This is a genomic window from Catonella massiliensis (assembly GCF_016651435.1).
Lineage (GTDB): Bacteria > Bacillota > Clostridia > Lachnospirales > Lachnospiraceae > Catonella > Catonella massiliensis.
This window is the reverse complement of the sequence record NZ_JAEPRJ010000001.1, coordinates 3078079-3095033: the sequence shown is the minus strand read 5'-3', so window position 1 is coordinate 3095033 and position 16955 is coordinate 3078079. Positions and strand designations below refer to the sequence as shown.

14 protein-coding genes and 1 pseudogene are annotated in these 16955 nt (G+C 38.3%); all 15 read right to left on the bottom strand.

What is annotated here, in order from left to right:
* Positions 1-2: 2 nt before the first annotated feature.
* Positions 3-923 (bottom strand): ABC transporter permease, encoded by a 921-nt coding sequence (locus JJN12_RS13895; protein WP_208430245.1) that lies wholly within the window; start codon positions 921-923, stop codon positions 3-5.
* 184 nt (positions 924-1107) lie between these two features.
* On the bottom strand, positions 1108-2634 hold the full coding sequence (locus JJN12_RS13890; protein ID WP_208430244.1) for an ABC transporter substrate-binding protein: 1527 nt from the start codon (positions 2632-2634) through the stop codon (positions 1108-1110).
* Between the two features lie 121 nt (positions 2635-2755).
* A complete protein-coding gene (locus JJN12_RS13885; protein WP_208430243.1) occupies positions 2756-4537 on the bottom strand; it encodes a sensor histidine kinase in 1782 nt (593 codons plus the stop codon).
* Positions 4534-6033 carry a response regulator gene (locus JJN12_RS13880; RefSeq protein ID WP_208430242.1) on the bottom strand — a complete coding sequence of 500 codons (1500 nt, stop codon included), beginning with the start codon at positions 6031-6033 and terminating at the stop codon, positions 4534-4536. The genes JJN12_RS13885 and JJN12_RS13880 overlap by 4 nt, the downstream gene beginning before the upstream one ends.
* A 12-nt stretch (positions 6034-6045) precedes the next feature.
* Positions 6046-8580, bottom strand: coding sequence for a beta-glucosidase (locus tag JJN12_RS13875; protein ID WP_208430241.1), 2535 nt, complete (start codon positions 8578-8580; stop codon positions 6046-6048).
* Between the two features lie 31 nt (positions 8581-8611).
* Positions 8612-9709: an anaerobic sulfatase maturase gene (locus tag JJN12_RS13870; RefSeq protein WP_208430240.1), complete on the bottom strand. Its 1098-nt coding sequence runs from the start codon at positions 9707-9709 to the stop codon at positions 8612-8614.
* Between the two features lie 209 nt (positions 9710-9918).
* On the bottom strand, positions 9919-11280 hold the full coding sequence (locus JJN12_RS13865) for a sulfatase-like hydrolase/transferase (RefSeq protein ID WP_208430239.1): 1362 nt from the start codon (positions 11278-11280) through the stop codon (positions 9919-9921).
* 176 nt (positions 11281-11456) lie between these two features.
* Entirely contained in the window at positions 11457-12623 is a 1167-nt protein-coding gene (locus tag JJN12_RS13860) for an MFS transporter (RefSeq protein ID WP_208430238.1), read from the bottom strand.
* A gap of 80 nt (positions 12624-12703) precedes the next feature.
* The gene (locus JJN12_RS13855) at positions 12704-13162 is read right to left on the bottom strand and encodes a low molecular weight protein-tyrosine-phosphatase (protein ID WP_208430237.1); all 459 of its coding nucleotides are present in this window, start codon (positions 13160-13162) and stop codon (positions 12704-12706) included.
* Positions 13163-13499: 337 nt separating this feature from the next.
* Complete coding sequence (locus JJN12_RS13850; protein ID WP_208430236.1) at positions 13500-13814, bottom strand: TfoX/Sxy family protein; 315 nt, start codon at positions 13812-13814, stop codon at positions 13500-13502.
* Positions 13815-13880: 66 nt separating this feature from the next.
* A complete protein-coding gene (locus JJN12_RS13845; RefSeq protein ID WP_208430235.1) occupies positions 13881-14195 on the bottom strand; it encodes a type II toxin-antitoxin system RelE/ParE family toxin in 315 nt (104 codons plus the stop codon).
* The gene (locus JJN12_RS13840) at positions 14185-14472 is read right to left on the bottom strand and encodes a type II toxin-antitoxin system RelB/DinJ family antitoxin (protein ID WP_208430234.1); all 288 of its coding nucleotides are present in this window, start codon (positions 14470-14472) and stop codon (positions 14185-14187) included. The genes JJN12_RS13845 and JJN12_RS13840 overlap by 11 nt, the downstream gene beginning before the upstream one ends.
* Positions 14473-14631: 159 nt before the next feature.
* Positions 14632-14916 (bottom strand): annotated as a pseudogene (locus JJN12_RS14750) (tyrosine-type recombinase/integrase); the annotation flags it as partial.
* Positions 14917-14946: 30 nt separating this feature from the next.
* Positions 14947-16005, bottom strand: coding sequence for a PDDEXK nuclease domain-containing protein (locus JJN12_RS13830; protein ID WP_208430233.1), 1059 nt, complete (start codon positions 16003-16005; stop codon positions 14947-14949).
* Between the two features lie 324 nt (positions 16006-16329).
* Complete coding sequence (locus JJN12_RS13825) at positions 16330-16947, bottom strand: nucleotidyltransferase domain-containing protein (protein WP_208430232.1); 618 nt, start codon at positions 16945-16947, stop codon at positions 16330-16332.
* Positions 16948-16955 lie beyond the last annotated feature (8 nt).

Here is a 16955-nt window from a genome sequence, read left to right as displayed (position 1 = left end):
CTTTAGAATAAAGCATTTGATTCATCAACCTTTTTAACTATCTTATTGACGATTATAATTATTACAAAACAAAGTACTGACTGATACAGCGATGCCGCCGCACTCATCCCCAGGTTCGAATTCTGTAAGAGGGAGCGAAATACATAAGTATCAATAACATCGGTTGCATTAAACAATTGACCGTTTTGTCCAACTATCTGGTAAAACATTTCAAAGTCTCCACGAAGAATACGGCCTACGTTTAGAAGAAGCATTGTGATAACTGTTGCTCTTATCGATGGTAGGGTGATATTTCTTATCCTCTGGAAAATATTTGCTCCATCAACTGATGCAGCCTCATATATCTCAGCATCTACACCAACTATTGCGGCTATATATATAACTGAGTTGTAACCACACCATTTCCAGGAGTTAAAGCAGGCTATGATTACAGGCCAGATACCGGGCATTTCATAGACATTTACCGGATCTCCTCCAAAGGCTTTTATGATGCTGTTTAACAGGCCTGTTTCATAGTTAAATATTGCAAACACAAAGGTTCCTACGATTACCCAGGATATAAAGTAAGGCAGGAAAATCAATGACTGAGACACTTTCTTAAATACCTTTTTGTTTATCTCAGAGATGAAGATTGCTATAGCTATCGCAAGCAGCTGCGAGGTTATAAGATTAACCAGATTATATACTATGGTATTCTTTGTAATCAGCCATCCCGTGCCTGATTCAAAGAGATATCTAAAGTTCTCTATACCGTTCCAATCACTTCCAAATACTCCAAGGTCAAACCTATAGTTCTTGAAAGCCAAGACAAGTCCTGACATAGGAAGATACGCCATAACAATAGTAAGAATAACTGCGGGACAAATCATCACAAACAGCGGTTTATTCTTCTTAAATTCCGCTAAAAAACCGTTAGTTTTCATTGCTGCCTCCTCATAATATTTCATTTTCTTAATTGTAGCTTTTTATCAAATGAGTTTACACTTATATAATTATGAAATAGGGGAAAAATTTAAGTTTTAAATTACATCTAAAAATCAGTGCCTTTATTAAAGGAAAAAGCACAGCCCATAATGGACTGCACTTTTCCTGTCATTTTATAAATTTTTATTTACCAAGACCTGCTACATATTCATCAAGCTGTCTCTGTATTTCAGCTCTAACCTTGTCAACACCTGCTGCCTTCATCTTTGCTTCATACTCAGCAAGACCCTTGTCAATATCGGTATAACCAAGCTCTAGTGGCCACCAGTACTGCTGATGTACGCTGTTGCAGGCTGCATATTCTGTCTCAATCTTAGATGTATCTATAATAAAAGATGAGAACTTCTCTGCTGTATCATCAGCCTTTATCTTCTCTTCCCATTCCTTACGAAGTGTCTCGTAGGAGTCAGGGTATTTAGCATCCATACGGTGAAGCTCATTGGTTCTTACAGCCCACATAGCTGATGTATTGTAATTGTTAGTATCAAGCAATGTGAAACGTCCCTTGTCGTCAAGCTCGTAGCTTGTTCCAAGTACACCAAAGTAGAAAGCATCGTAAACTTCTCTATCAGTAGTTACAAGATTCCAGAATGCCAGGGCTCTCTCAGGGTTCTTTGAGGTATGGGATATAGCAAGGGCATCCTGTGTATAAGGAAGATGTGCCTCATACTTAACAAAGTCAGCAAATTTAAAATTCCACTCAGGATGCATTGAATAATACCCTCCATAAGTATCTATGTTGTGAAGCCTTGTAGCAGCTACACCATTCTGTGTCTTTGTTGCGTCTGTATCAGACAGGGCTGACTTTGAGAAGAAGCCTTTTTCATTCCAACGCTTCATCATGGAAAGATAATCCTTTACCTGAGGGTACTCATAATATGTGAAAAGCTTAGGATTTGCTTCCTTAGGGTCGAAGAAAAGGAAGTCGTTTGTAGCACCCTTTGAGTTGCAGAAACCATTGATGTACATCCAGTTATCATCAGCTGCTGTTCCTTCTGCATATACTTCAAAAGGCTGTATTCCAGGTTCATTCTCTTTTACCCAGTCTAAGTATTTCTCATAGCTTTCAAAGTCTTTAACTTCTTCTTTGTATTCCTTGCCATCGTCAAACTTTGTACGGTAGATAGGTCCATATCCCTTATAAGTAGCGAGCTGGGTAGGGATTACATAGTAGTGGCCATCTACCTTTGCCTGTTTCTTAGCATTGTCAGTGGTTGCCTTAAAGTTATCAGGTGCATACTTCTCCCAGAGGTCATCAAGGTTCATAAAAGCACCTTTTCTTGCAAGCTGTGTCCAGTTAAGCCAGTTTGATGTATAAGCCATGTCAAACTCTTCTCCTGAGGAGAATAAAAGCGGATACTTGTTTGCAAAGTCAGACCAAGGTATCCAGTTAATAGTAAGAGTTGTATTCATCTTCTCCTTTAGAAGCTTGTTGAAATTCTCATCTATTAAATCCTGTCCTGCCGGTCTGTCACTTACAACATACATTGTAAGGTTTACTTCATCTGCAAACTGGTTTGCAGCACTCCCTGATTTTGCTGTGCTTGCAGCAGTTGAAGCTTTTTCTGTACTACCCTTACTTCCACAGCCCGTCAAACTGCAGGCTATGAGACAAGATGCAACAAAAGCAGATAATAATCTTTTTTTCATTTTTTTCCTCCTTTTTACCGCCTTAAAGTTATTCATGCGGATTACTGTTGGTATAATTTTAATTTATTTTTACCGCATTTTACACAGACGATTTTAAGAAAAGGGGGAAATTTTTGTGTATCTACATCAATGCTTCTTCGAGCTCATTTATTGTAAGTGCTTTTATCCTTATGGTTACGTCAGTTCCATGAGGCTTTACATTGTCATAATGTATACCGTAATCTTCTCCATAACAGAGCTTAAGTCTGAAGTTTACGTTATTTATGCCAAAGCCTCTAAATCCTCCAACAGGCCGCTCGTTAAGAAGCTTTTCTATCTCATCCTTGTCTACTCCCAATCCGTCATCAATTATATGAAACTCTATATCATCCTCTAACTTGTTAGCGGTTATCTTTATATTTACCTCTTTGATGTCAGAATGCTCAGCTATTCCATGTACTATTGCATTTTCTACAAATGGTTGTAGAAGTATGTTTAGACAGGCGAAATTTTTTATATCCTCATCTACCTCTGTCTCAAGATGAATAGCACCTTCATAATGTACATTTTCAATTCTTATAAAGCACTCTACATGTAAAAATTCCTCTGCTATACTTATAACGGCACTTCCATGGTTTAAGCTAAGCCTGTAAAACTGCCCCAAATCTCTTGCAATTTTGGCAACTGATTCAGCCCCGTAGTCAAGTGCTCCCCAGTTGATTAAGTCGAGTGTGTTATATAGGAAATGTGGATTAATCTGTGCCTGTAATGCCCTCATTTCTGCTCTTGTCACATCTTTACCAAGTCTGTACTGCTCTTTCATAAGCCTCTTAACTTCCGATACCATGAATTCAAAGTTATTGTAAAGCTCATCCATTTCATCCTTTGTACTTGAATCCACTTCTTCATTTATAACCGATAAATTACCTTCGGTTATATCATTTACTCTCTTTTTTAGAGCAAATATCTTACCTGAATAATACTTAGAAAACACAAAAGAAATAGTGAAAACTATTGCAATCATAATTACCGTTGCTGCTATATAGATAGTAGTCACTATACTGCTCTGTTTCTTTATTTTCACTTTAGGTATAAGGCTTACTATCTTCCAGTCATTATCCATGATTCTCCTGGTATAATAGAACTCCCCATCCTCAAGCTTAACCAGACTCATCGCTTTGTAATTCTTTACATTTGGAAGTTCCATATTAGCCCTGTTATTTGGATGAACAAGTACAGTACCTTTTTCATCGACAAGATAGAGAAGGGCACCTTCCACGCTCTTTGCACTTTCAAGCACCTTTTTTAGCTTCTCAATGTCAACCTGCGACATGACAGAATAAGTTTCTAACTCTCCGTCAGTCTTTTGTACGTTATATTTAGTTATGAAGCTTAGATATTCATAGTTATTATTTTTTTCTTTTACCTTAAATATGGCATAATAATTTTTACCTATAGGCCCTGGATGTGCAAATAAATCAGATTCCGGATAAAAGAAATGTTTATTGTTTGAATATAGTATCGTATCTTTTAAAAACATTCCTATCTTAAAATTAGGATGAGCAACCTCAATGGAGCCAAATGCAGAGTTAAGCTTAAGGAACTCCCTATAATTATCTCCCAAGTCCTTCTTATTGCCGAAGTTCTTATCTGCAAGGACACTTCTTATATCTCTGTCAGACTTAATCTGGTCTGCTATAAATCTTAGATTACTAAGGTAATTGCTAATAAATGCATCCGCCTGTGTATTTGCTCTTTCTATGCTGTAATTTATTTGTTTTTTATATAAACTTTCAAAAAGAGAACCCATACCTAAAAGCAGTACTCCCAAAAGTAGAACTATCGGAAGCACAAACGAGATATGCATCTTCTTATTCATTGGGAGAGCATTAAACTTATTTTTTAATTTGACTAAAAGTTTCATGGCATATTATCCCTATATTCTGATGGTGTTAGTCCCATCTTCTTCTTAAATGCTTTGGCAAAATACTTGGCATCATCATAGCCTACCATTTCAGCAACCTCATACTGCTTATAAGCAGGATTCTTTAACAACTCACATGCCTTATTTAGTCTCATTTCCTGGATATAAGAGCTTATTGTGTTACCTGTCTTTTTGCGAAAGAGTGCGCTCAGATAGGTAGGCGCAAGGCAGGCAACCTCAGAAAGCTCAACTATTGATAAGTCAGTTTTTGATATGTGGCTGTTTATATAGTTGCAAACTTCTTTAATAATATAATTACTTGAGACATTTTGCTTTACTGTCTTAATTTCCTTAATGTAACTGCATATATAATCACAGATTTCCTCTACCGACTTTGCTTCTTCTATAAATACATAACTGCCTTCATAAATAGTATCTTCCGTTTTGCTTCCATAATGCTTTTCAATCATATTATGCAGGGTATAAAAGCTATTCTTTACCGACAGATTCATGGCGGCCCTGTCCTGTATCAGCTTGTTACACCAGTAGTTTACCTGCTTTAGCATACTCTCAGTCTCACCAGCATTTATCATCTTTTGAAAGTCTGCAAGCTCCACATCTGATAAACTCACATATTTATCAACAGCCTCATCTTTCTTTGTGGATATTTTATTCCAGCCAAGATATGAAAGTGAATTAAGCTGCTTCTTTAATCTCGCAATTTCTTTTTTTAATTCTTCAGGTTCAGGGCAGGCAAAGCCTTTCATCTCACTGCCAAGAGCAACAAACCATTGCTCATCATTTTTTCTGACCGAGAGTAACTTTTCACCAATCATCTTGGCGTTAATATCATCTAAACTCTCATTGCTCTTAAGAAGAATGAGGTAAATATTGCCTCCAAGAGAGTCCGTGAGGGAAGTGTACTCCTTAGCTGTTCCTTCTGATAACAGCTCTGTAAGGCCTTTAGCTACTGAGCTAAGGCTTACAATACCTTCCTTAGCTGTAAATAAAATTGGAGTAAAAATGCCTTCCGCCTCCCCGTTTTGATGCAAAGAATCCTTTATGGCTTCTTCCGGAAGTGTAAGCACACTATGTAAAAGGTTCTTATGCTGTCTGTTTATCTTAACTACAGCATCTACAGCCTTTTTAATCGACTTTTTTAACTCTTCAATGTCAATAGGCTTTTCAATATAGTTAACTGCACCCAAAGAGATTGCGGTAGTCAGATATTCCTTATCCGAAAATCCGCTTATAAAAATGATTTGGCAGTCCTTTGCCTTATTTTTATAAGTCTTGCAAAGCTCAATACCTCCCATCCCAGGCATTCTTATGTCTGAAATAATGATATCAGGCTTATATTCGCTCATAATCTCCAGTGCTTCTTCAGCACTGGAGGCACTTCTTACTTCATCTACACCAAGCTCCGCAAAGGGAACATGTCTTATGATTCCGTTCCTTATCGGAGCTTCGTCTTCAACAACCTGTAGTCTAATCATCTTTTATCCATTCTAAAATCCAAACTGTTTATTATAAGCCTCTATATCCTCCATTCCTATAGTCTGGAAGATAACCTTTATAAGTCTTGCTGCACAGGCTCTTGCTATGCTTCTTGGAAGAGAACCGTCCTTAAGTGCAGCCATTATGTTGTCAATGTCTATCTGATTTGCAGGCATTATAAGATCATTTCCTGCTATAGCGCAAGCAGATGACTTGCTTCCGCCCGCAGTTGTCGTAGTCCAGTCTGTCATTATTATTCCTTCAAATCCCCACTCATTTCTTGCTACTATCGTACAAAGGTCATAGCTGTTTGCTGTATGTATGCTGTTGATGAGGTTATAGGAGGTCATAATGCACATTGGCTGGGCTGTTTTAATGGCTATTTCAAACCCTCGGAGATATATCTCTCTTAAAGCTCTTTCAGATACTATGCTGTTCGAGCTCATTCTATTGTCTTCTTGATTGTTGCAGGCAAAATGCTTGATAGTAGTACCCACACCCGGAATGGACTGTACTCCAAGTGTAATGGCAGCTGCCATCTCCCCTGAAAGCAGCGGATCTTCTGAATAATACTCAAAGTTTCTTCCACAAAGAGGATTTCTGTGAATATTAAGTCCCGGAGCCAGCCACCAGGCAATACCAAACTCAGTCATTTCATCCGCTACAAGCTTGCCGAGATTTCTAACCAATTCAAGGTCAAAGGTCTGTGCAAGATGAGTGCCTATAGGAATAGCAGTCGCGTACATATAGTACTTGTCTACATCCTCATTCTTATAGTCCCTCCTAAAAAGGCCGCCTTCAAGGCTTCCTATAAGCCCCACTCCATATATTTTCCCGGTCTTTCTGTCCACATCGTAGCTTCTAAGCACTCTTAAGCCGGCAGGACCATCTGCCATCGATATTCCTGGAATACCATACTTTTCTTCAAGCGCACAGGTTGTCTCCCCTGCTGCTCCAGGAACACAGATACCTGTTTCAATCAGCTCATTATCCTTTATGTTGTCCTGTCCCTTGCTTATTTCTCCCATTAAAAGAGCTGTAAGCTCCTCATCTGAGAGCTTTGCTGCCAAATCCTTAGAAATAAGGTCAAGGTCACTACGCCCCTTCTTTGCTCTTTCTTCTGTAACGGGAACAAAGGTGATGGCTTTAATCCCCTTATTTTCTGCTTCTTCCTTCCATTTCTTTGTAAGCTCACTTATCACACTATCAGGCCTTACTATTTCTTCAAGTTTCTCCTGAAGCGGAAGAATATGCTCAACCTTTTCTATTACATAATCTTCTTTAACTGATACCATTCCCGCTATTTCTGCTTTGTCAGAAGAATTGCCCACAAATATACCGTATTCCCCATTTTCAAGCATCCAGTGGCTCTTCTCTTCATCAAAGGAAGCAAGCGCTTTAGAGGATATAGTCACCTTTAAGGCTTCGCTTTCACCGGGCTTAAGCTCTCTCGTTTTCTTAAATCCGACAAGCCTCTTAAATTCTTTTTTAATACCTGTCTGAGGGCAGGCAGCGTAGACCTGTACCACCTCACGTCCACTATATTTGTTACCGATATTGGTGACTTTAGACTCTACTGTGATTTCTCCGCTGCTTGCTGATATCTTCACATCAGAAATCTCAAAGTCTGTATAAGAAAGACCGAAACCAAAAGGAAATGCAGGTTTTACGTTAAAGCTGTCAAAATATCTGTAGCCAACATAGATGCCTTCAGTATATCTCTCATTTTCAACATCTCCATTATTATGGCTAAATGTCGATGCATTTGGATAATCCCCATAAAGAAGAGCCCAGGTAGCAGACAGCTTTCCACAAGGAGTTTCCTTGCCTATTACTACATCAGCCACAGCATTGCCTAGCTCCATACCCGGCTGTGATATATTCATTATAGCCTTTACGCTCTTGTTGCTTAATATATCACTTAGGTCAACAGGGCCTCCTGCATTGATTAGAACCACTATGTTATCAGTGTATTTTCCCAGTTTGTTAAGCTCTTCTTTTTCTATGTCGCTTAGGTAATAATCGCCTTTCTCTAAGACTCTGTCCTTTCCTTCACCCGCAACCCTGCTAACTACATAGAAGGCGGCATCAGAAGCCTTTACTGCTTCTTCATCTATAGGAACCCTCTTAAAATCACGTCTTTTCTCACGCATAAAAAGTTCAAAGAAATCCTGGCTTGATATATTTGACATATTGTTAAATATTTTTTCTACATATTCAGCCTGTGCATCCTCATAATCCGTGGTAGAAGAGAGGATAGCCTCTTCATTTACAACTGTGAGTCCCGCATTCTTAAATCCTGTCAGAATACTTACTACTTCTCTTTCATTAACGTCACCTGAGCCTGTTCCACCCTTTATGGCGTGAACCGCTCCCGTACCGGCTAAAAATACCCTTGCATCACTTGTTAGTGGCAGTAACCCATCATTTTTTAGAAGCACAAACCCTTGTGTAGCAGCATATCTGGCTATTTCTCTATGCTTTATTTCACGGCTTGTTACTTCTGCACTCCTTACACCACTGTACTTTCTTGTTCTTTTTTGCATTATGACCTCCTTAGGTGATTGTTTATAACCTCTACACTATCTCCCACATCCTATCAAGACATTTATCAAAAAACATCTTATAGCTTAAGCAAAACCTGTTTTCATAATCCCCTGTAAATTCGTTCTTCACCCTGTTTCTCATACATCCTCCTCTGCAAACTTGGATGTATGGACAGACTTTACAGGACTCAGGAAGAGGGATGGAGCGTTCTATGAATTTACTCTTAAGCCTGTTTTCATTTATTACATCGAGGTTATCCGTATTAAAATTGCCCAATTTGTACTCATCAAGGGCATAGAAGTCGCACGGATAAACACTTCCATCAGCCTCAACCGTATTTTGAATGCCGCAGACTCCACGCTGTTCGCAGGCCTCAGGCATGTAGCCCATCAATATCCCTACATAGTTTTCAAAGCTTCTTATGTAGGGCTGTCTTCCCTTTTTCCAGTCCTCAAACCAAAGATCAAAGAGTTTTATGAGAAATTCGCCGTAAACTTCAGGGGTAAGTGCGAATTCTCCTTCTTTTTTGTCCTCTGTAAATGCCTCAAGGCAGGGAATATACTGCTGGTACTTAAAGCCTTTTTCGGCATAATCCCTGTATATTTCTTCAATGTTCTTTGCCACATCTGCAGTAACAACAGTTAATATGTTGTATTCCACTCCAAATTTATCAAATAGTTTGGCAGTTTCATAAGCCTTATCATAGGCTGATTTCCCATTCAAATGCCTGTATTTGTCGTGGGTACATCTATTTCCGTCAATGGAAAGTCCGACAAGAAAATTGTTTTCCTTAAAGAAAGCACACCAAGCCTCATCAATGAGGGTGCCATTTGTCTGAAATGCATTGTTCACCCTCACATTGTTTTTATTGTACTGTTTTTGAAACTCTACTGCCTTCTTAAAAAAATCAAGCCCACGAAGAGAGGGCTCACCACCTTGAAATGCATAGCTTGCCACCCCTTCAGCTCTAAGTAATGTCTTCCTTATCACATTTTTAAGTGTTTCCTCAGTCATAAAGCCAAAGGAGGCATCGGTGCGGTTCTCCATCTCATCCTTGTAAAAGCAGTAGTCACAATGCATATTGCAAAGCCCCGAAGCGGGTTTTATAAGTACACTGATAGCGGGCATTTAATTCTCCTGTCTATATCTCTTAAAAAACTATCTATCAATATAAATGTCAAATGAATTTATCATCTTTTGACACCTTTATGATTTATTCCATTCCCATTATAAGTATTTACATCCATTATTTCAATTATCTTTTGACGCATAATATCCTCGTAGAAAAAAAGGACTAATATCCTATGCCTTACACTTTAGAATACTAGTCCTTAAAATTATTCTTTAATTATTATCTCTACCTTTCCCTCGCCTGCTGCCTCTATCTTCTCTATCAGCTTTTTCGCAAGCTTCTTTCTTATCTCCAGAGTAGATTTGTCATTTACGAGGTTGTTTAATTCATAAGGGTCCTTACGTAAATCGTAGAAGAACTCTTCCTCGTAGACATCGCTCCTATCCTCATCCCAGCCGTTACTTTCAGGTGCAAATGCGCTGTAAAGATAGTCTTTGCTTCTTATACATCTTCCAAGTCTGCTTTCACTAATCTGTGCATATACGAACTTGTCCTCGTCTATTGGCTTATCTATAAGGGTTTCAAGGTTTTCACCTATCATATTATCTCCCACATCAACTCCAGCCATAGCCAGGATTGTCTTTGGTAGAGAGCAGGTAGAAACAACCTCCCGGACTACCTTCCCCCCCTTAAATGCGCCGCCTGCGATTATTAGAGGTACCTTAAGTGCAGAGCTGTGGCAGGTTCTCTTGTAGTCATCAGAGCCCTTTAAGTAAGTCTCTCTGTTTCTTGTCTTAAAATGAGAGCCGTGGTCTGAGGAATATATTATTATCGTGTTGTCATATAAGCCTTTTTCTTTTAGCTTATCAACTAATTTTCCAAAATTATCGTCTAAGCTCTTGCAGCAACCCAAATAATCAGGATACATCTGCTTTGCATCACCGCCAAGCACCTCTAAGTCCTTAGGCAGCTTACAATCCTTAAACCTCTCCTTAGAGCCGTCTGGCCCCTCATAGTCAGCCCTGTCATTTTGATGATGTGGCTCAATGTGTGAAACAGTAAGGAAAAACGGCTTTTTACCATCATATTTATCAAGAAATTCAAGTGCAAAATCATTAATCCTGTCAACTCGATAGCCCTTAAAGTCAATCCTATTCATATTTTCATCAAATACATAGCCGTCATAGCCATGGGAGGTCGCTTCAAGCACATCAGACACCCTCCAGAAGCCGTTATATCCGCCTCTTCTCTCCTTAGGTATCGCATGTGTCTCATAGTCAGGATTTGCAGGCACGCTGTAGCTTGCCCTATCACTTGCCAGGTGCCATTTTCCTACATAAGCATTTTCATATCCTGCCTCTTCCATATAGTTAGCGAGAGTTTTGATGTCTCTTGGGAGGGACTGTCCGTTTCTGTAGCAGCCTATTTCCGTAGGATATTTGCCACTTTGAAATATTGCTCTGCAAGGCCCGCATACCGGCTGTGCCGTAAATGCATCTCTAAAAAGTACTCCCTCATCCGCAAGCCTGTCAAGGTTAGGGCTTATATCAAGCTCCTGTCCATAACAGCCCATAGTATCAGCTCTCTGCTGGTCTGAAAACATGAATATTATATTTGGCTTTTCCATAATTACCTCCGAAAAATAAAAATCTCTATGACGCATGTCTTTAATAATAACTATGCCCGGTTAGATTTAGCATTAAATACTTTTGCTAAACTTTAACTTTCGTCAAATTATTTATCTTCAGACATTGTATTATTAAGCCATGTGACTGTCAAGAGATTATGTTAAATGGTGTGGGTTTAGGCTGGTTTTACCTTTATTTTACTATAGGTTAACTCAAGCATTCCGAAGTTGATAATGGCAAAAATCAAGAGATATGTAGGCATAATGGCTATGCCGATTTTCTGCTGAAGAAGTCCGAATATCATAGGCATAAAGGTACTTCCGACATAGGCTGCTGCCATCTGAAGCCCTATAACAGCTGCACTGTATTTCTTCCCAAAATTGGCAGGTGCCATGTGCTGGATGGCAGGATAGACAGGCCCCATACCGGTTCCAATGACAACAAAGCCTGCTGCTGCCACCATATAACTTTCCACAGGTAAAAATACCATTATTATTCCTAATAATTCCACGAAAATGCCTATGCGTATAAGCCTTCTGTCTCCCAGTTTATTTGAAATAAATCCTGAAATCAGCCTTCCAAGCATAAGTCCGCCAAAGACAAGCGAGCCAAACGAAGCGATGGTTTCAGCACTAAGCCCACTCTTTGTACCTGCAAAATAGCTCGGAGTCCAAAGGAAACAGGTGGTCTCTCCCGCGCAGTAAGCGTAGAAAGCAATCAAAGTGAAAATAACCGCAGGCACCTTAAGCGCTTCTTTAATTCCAACACTGTCACTGTGGTCTTCTTCCTCTTCTTTTCCATTAGTTTTCCACAAAGGAAGGGAAATAATGCACACGAAAAGAATAAACATCTGGATATAGGATGTCCAACTGTAGCCCTCATTCCATCTTGCGTATTTAAGTGCGAGTGCCATAATATACGGGCTTATCACCGCTCCTACACCGTAAAAGCAGTGCAGAAAGTTCATAACCGAGCCTGAATAATTATTTGCCACATAGTGGTTTACCGAAGCATCTATAGCTCCTGCTCCAAGTCCATAAGGAACAGCAAATATAAACAGCATCCAGTACCGGCTACACATTGAAAATCCTAAAAGCCCGGCTATAGTAAGCCCTATTGACACTATCGTAATCCATTTTGTATGGAAGTGCTTTATCATACGAGGACTTAGAAGTGCTGAGATGATTGTCATAAATGATATAGTCATCGACACATAACCCGCATAAGATGATGGCACCGAAAACACAGCCTGCATCTTAGGCCAGCCTGAACCAAGGAGAGAGTCAGGCAGCCCCAGGCTTATGAAAATGAGATAGATGACTGCTAAAAGTAGTGAAGACATGAATTTCCTCCGGATTTAAAATAATGTCAGTAAGCAAAGAGCTGAGGCTGGTCTTGTAGTTTTGAGCAGGAATTATTTTACTAATGCTTTGTTGTTAATTCTTTTAATAGTCCTTCACAGCCTTCAAGTACGTCTCTATACGTAGCGTCAAAGTCTCCGGTATACCAAGGATCTGCTATATCACCATCTTTTCCTGCAAAAGAGAGAAGCTTTCTTATCTTCTTTTTCGGATCACCACTTAGAATTCTATCCAGATTTCTAAGGTTGTTTGTATCCATAGCGATAATGTAGTCAAAATCCCTGTAATCTTTCTTGGTTATCTGGGTAGAGGTATGTGGCAGAACAGGCACCCCCACTTCTCTAAGCTTTTTCACTGTCCCATAGTGAGTGGATTCTCCAAGTGCCTCCGTACTGGTGGCCTTGGAATCAATGAGGAACTCGTCTGCAAGGCCTGCTTTGTTAATCATATCTTGGAATACAAAGTGCGCCATGGTGCTGCGGCAGATGTTGCCATGGCAGATAAAAAGTATTTTTGTCATTAAATTTTTCCTCCTAAAATGCAGTGAATTGCCTTAATTTGCAAGGTTTTGCCTACTCACCTTTTAACGGTAGTATCGTTAAAGGGGTTTCAAATTTAGGGTTATCGTTATAAGGTATGAACTAATGCTTTTATTTTACCAAATAAAGATACGTTTGATAAGGCTTAATACAGAAAAAACAGGCGGCATTTTGCTTTGCCACCTGCTATAAAGTTATATGAAAATGTGGTTATCTTTGGTTGAGTAACTTGCGAGTTATCAGATATCATACTATCTAAGTCCTTAAGTTCCGGATAAAGTGGGATTGAGTAAGATGATAAACTGGGAGTTATCAGGCTCATTTAGCTTTCTTGGGTTTCTTTTCCGGAAGTTCAGCATACATACCATCCAGAAGTTCCAGAATTAGAGCCTTATCATCAAAATTATCAAATACATGCATCAAGGTCTTTGAACCTTCATACGGATAACGCAGCTCGGAATCTGCAAGCAGTCTGTCCGATGTCAGCGTTCTCTTTAAAAACAGTTCATTATTGCAAATGTCACCTATCAGCTTACCATTAAAATATACAAGGTATCCGCCCATCATAGCTTTTATGACAATATCGCCAGATTCAGAAAAACTATTACGAACATATTCATTAAATTCATTCACCTTGATTATCCCCCATCAACTTAAAATTTGTTGCTATTATATACTCAGAAAGTTATATTTCAATATTTAATTCATTATATTTTCGTAGTCTTGCAACTCATGAAAAATATTATCCACATATACTGTATCGTTTTCAATACGATATAACATAAAATATCGATGAGATAGAAAATTGATTCTTCGATATCCTAGTTTTCTAAGTTTGGGATTATCACAAAGTTTCAGACTCCCAGCAACATTTGACAGACTTGTTTTTGTTGCCTCAAAATCATTTAATAAATTTCTTGCAGCCTGATCACTTTTCTTTTCAAACAAAAGATATGTGATGAAGCTATCAAGATCTTCCTCCGCACCACTCATCAAAACAATCTTATAATCCATACTTTGACCTCATGTCTGAGATTACATCGTCTGCATCCCTGAACATCTCCTTTTCTCTGGACTTTTTCAGTTTTTCAATTATCTCTTTCTCGGTCATCGGAGCATATGGTTTTGATTCTAGCTGTCTTTTTATTTCAAAGGGGAAGCCGTTTGCTGCAATAGCCTGTGTTAAAAACATTCTGATTGCAGTTGTTGTATCTGTACCCAAGTCCTTAAATAAAGCATCTGATTTACTCTTTAACTCATCTTCTACTCTTATCTGAATTGTACTCGCCATGTCTTACACCTCACTTCCACCTTTTTATTTAAGTATAACGCTAAATCATTTCTATTTCAATGCATTTGTATTATTTTATCATAGCATAACACCCATACTTTTTCTATCACAAAAATAACCCCGCCAGCACATTACCACCGGGGGCATCATCCTTTTTTATTAAATTACCTTGAACATTTTCTGACTTATAGGTCTTTCCCCTGCTACCTTTTCAACTTCTTTCTTTGCTGCATTAAGTTCCTCAAGTCTTACCATCTCATCCTTTGTATCGTCAAATCCAAGGTGGGTTTAAACATTCATTGTGACGGAGATGTCTGAATGTCCCATAAGGTACTGGAGTGTTTTAGGATTCATCCCAGCTTTTGCTTGATTCGAGCAGTAGGTATGTCTAAATGCATGAGGCGTAATGTTTGACATCTTCACTCTGCGGATGTCGTTATACCTTATAACAGAAAGTGCCTTGTTCATTGCAAATTATTCGTTTTTCTTATTTTCTACCTGAAGATTAAACATTTCCTTCTGTGTTTCAATCTCAGCGCGTAATTCTTCTTCCGTTGGAAGATATAACTTATATTTCGATGCAAATAGCTGCTCATTTCCATTAAGAATTGAATACTTGGCTATATCTTCATCTGTATCCGCACATAGCACAATTCCAAGAGTGGGATTATCTCCTTCCCCACGTTTGAGATCATCATACATTCGAATATACATATCCATCTGTCCTATATCCTGATGCGTTATTTTATTTGTCTTCAAATCAATAAGTACAAAGCATTTCAAAATATAATTGTAGAAAACAAGATCAATATAATAATCTTCCTTCTCTGTATGAATGTGCTGCTGTCTTGCTACAAAAGCATAGCCTTTTCCAAGCTCCATCAGAAACTTTTGAAGATTATCTATAATACATTGCTCCAGGTCAGACTCCAGATAAGACGTATCCTCTTTCATACCCAGAAATTCAGCAATAACAGGGTTCTTAATGAATTCAAGCTTTGTCTGATATTCGGAAGTCAATTCCTTCATTTCAGTTTCTACTGCTGATTTATCCTGTGTTTTAAGAATTCTATAGTAGTATTGCGAAGATATATTCCTTTGTAATGTACGTACACTCCAAACCTGTCCAAATGCTTCTTTCTCATACCATTTCCTTGCTTCAGGATCTTCTACTTGCAGCAATACTCTATAGTGTGTCCATGATAACAATCCAGATTGTGGACTCACTGAGTCCACAATCTTCGGGTACATCTGATAGAATCGTGCAAATTTATACAGTGAACTCTTATCAAATCCTTTTCCATATTCCTTAGTCAATTCTTCTGAAAGTGATATAATTATCTCTTTTCCATATCGCTCCGTGCGCTTTCCTTCCAGTTCTTCTTCAACAATTCTCTTACCCAGAAGCCAATTTCTGTGAACAAGCGTTAAATCAACCGCAGAGTATGCAACTTTCTGAGCAGTTTCAATAATATTACAAGCATCTTCAAAAACACTGCCTGTTTTTACATATTTCAATAATTCGTTTGTCATAAATCACTCCATTTTGTGTCACCACCAGTAACATAAATACAATTATTTAATATACTTCTTATGCACAATCTCAACTCCACATATACTCAAAAATTCTTCCTATCTTTTCAGCCACTTAATTTAATTATAGTACTTAGTAATTATACTTTCAATCCATTTTGGCTTTAGAAAAATTGGTTAAACCTATATATATAATAAGAATATACTTATCTTTGGTTAAGATTTGCTAGTTATCAAATATAATGCTTTCTAATTTCTTACTTTCCTTAAATTTTTGGTAAAGCAATTCTGAGTAGGTTTACAATCCGGGATTTGGCAGAGCGATTATGCTGAAATCTCGCCAATGTTAATCACATGATTCGCCCATTCTCTTATAACTGCGTTCGTGCGATCTGTGATAGCATCATGGTAAAGACGATATCCCTCTGCATCACTTTCTTTCAGATATGCCACTGCTTTTTTGCTACCAAAATAGAACAAATCTCTAAGCAGAAAATAATCTGTTATACTCTCCCATAGAAACGCTAAAGCTCTGTAGTTTCCTTCATCGTCATTCTTCTCAACCCTGTGCATTGTTTTTTTGATCCAACTTATAATGAATTTTTTCTCATCGTAAGAAATAACAGAATGTTCTTCCACATATTTTCTTACTCGTGTTTTTAACTCTGCCGCGATTTCATCTGTGTCCATAACAATATTACCGTCATATACGGTAAGAAAAGTATCCGGATTCTCGCTGATTACTTCGTCTTTTGTGAAAATAAAGCAATCCAACAGAATTCCATCAATAACGGTATCGTCATGACTATTGTCTTTTTTGTTAACAATGATTATGCAATCATAATCACTGTATGAATCATTCATACCACAACTAAACGAGCCATAGGTGACAATTGCCAATGGGTTATATTTTTCTTTCAGATAATCAATTATCTTCTTCATTGACTACT

Excerpts from the sequence above, each read along its gene's own strand:
- JJN12_RS13895 (WP_208430245.1), bottom strand. The coding sequence starts at position 923 with ATGAAAACTAACGGTTTTTTAGCGGAATTTAAGAAGAATAAACCGCTG.
- JJN12_RS13890 (WP_208430244.1), bottom strand. The coding sequence starts at position 2,634 with ATGAAAAAAAGATTATTATCTGCTTTTGTTGCATCTTGTCTCATAGCC.
- JJN12_RS13885 (WP_208430243.1), bottom strand. The coding sequence starts at position 4,537 with ATGAAACTTTTAGTCAAATTAAAAAATAAGTTTAATGCTCTCCCAATG.
- JJN12_RS13880 (WP_208430242.1), bottom strand. The coding sequence starts at position 6,033 with ATGATTAGACTACAGGTTGTTGAAGACGAAGCTCCGATAAGGAACGGA.
- JJN12_RS13875 (WP_208430241.1), bottom strand. The coding sequence starts at position 8,580 with ATGCAAAAAAGAACAAGAAAGTACAGTGGTGTAAGGAGTGCAGAAGTA.
- JJN12_RS13870 (WP_208430240.1), bottom strand. The coding sequence starts at position 9,709 with ATGCCCGCTATCAGTGTACTTATAAAACCCGCTTCGGGGCTTTGCAAT.
- JJN12_RS13865 (WP_208430239.1), bottom strand. The coding sequence starts at position 11,280 with ATGGAAAAGCCAAATATAATATTCATGTTTTCAGACCAGCAGAGAGCT.
- JJN12_RS13860 (WP_208430238.1), bottom strand. The coding sequence starts at position 12,623 with ATGTCTTCACTACTTTTAGCAGTCATCTATCTCATTTTCATAAGCCTG.
- JJN12_RS13855 (WP_208430237.1), bottom strand. The coding sequence starts at position 13,162 with ATGACAAAAATACTTTTTATCTGCCATGGCAACATCTGCCGCAGCACC.
- JJN12_RS13845 (WP_208430235.1), bottom strand. The coding sequence starts at position 14,195 with ATGGATTATAAGATTGTTTTGATGAGTGGTGCGGAGGAAGATCTTGAT.
- JJN12_RS13840 (WP_208430234.1), bottom strand. The coding sequence starts at position 14,472 with ATGGCGAGTACAATTCAGATAAGAGTAGAAGATGAGTTAAAGAGTAAA.
- JJN12_RS13830 (WP_208430233.1), bottom strand. The coding sequence starts at position 16,005 with ATGACAAACGAATTATTGAAATATGTAAAAACAGGCAGTGTTTTTGAA.
- JJN12_RS13825 (WP_208430232.1), bottom strand. The coding sequence starts at position 16,947 with ATGAAGAAGATAATTGATTATCTGAAAGAAAAATATAACCCATTGGCA.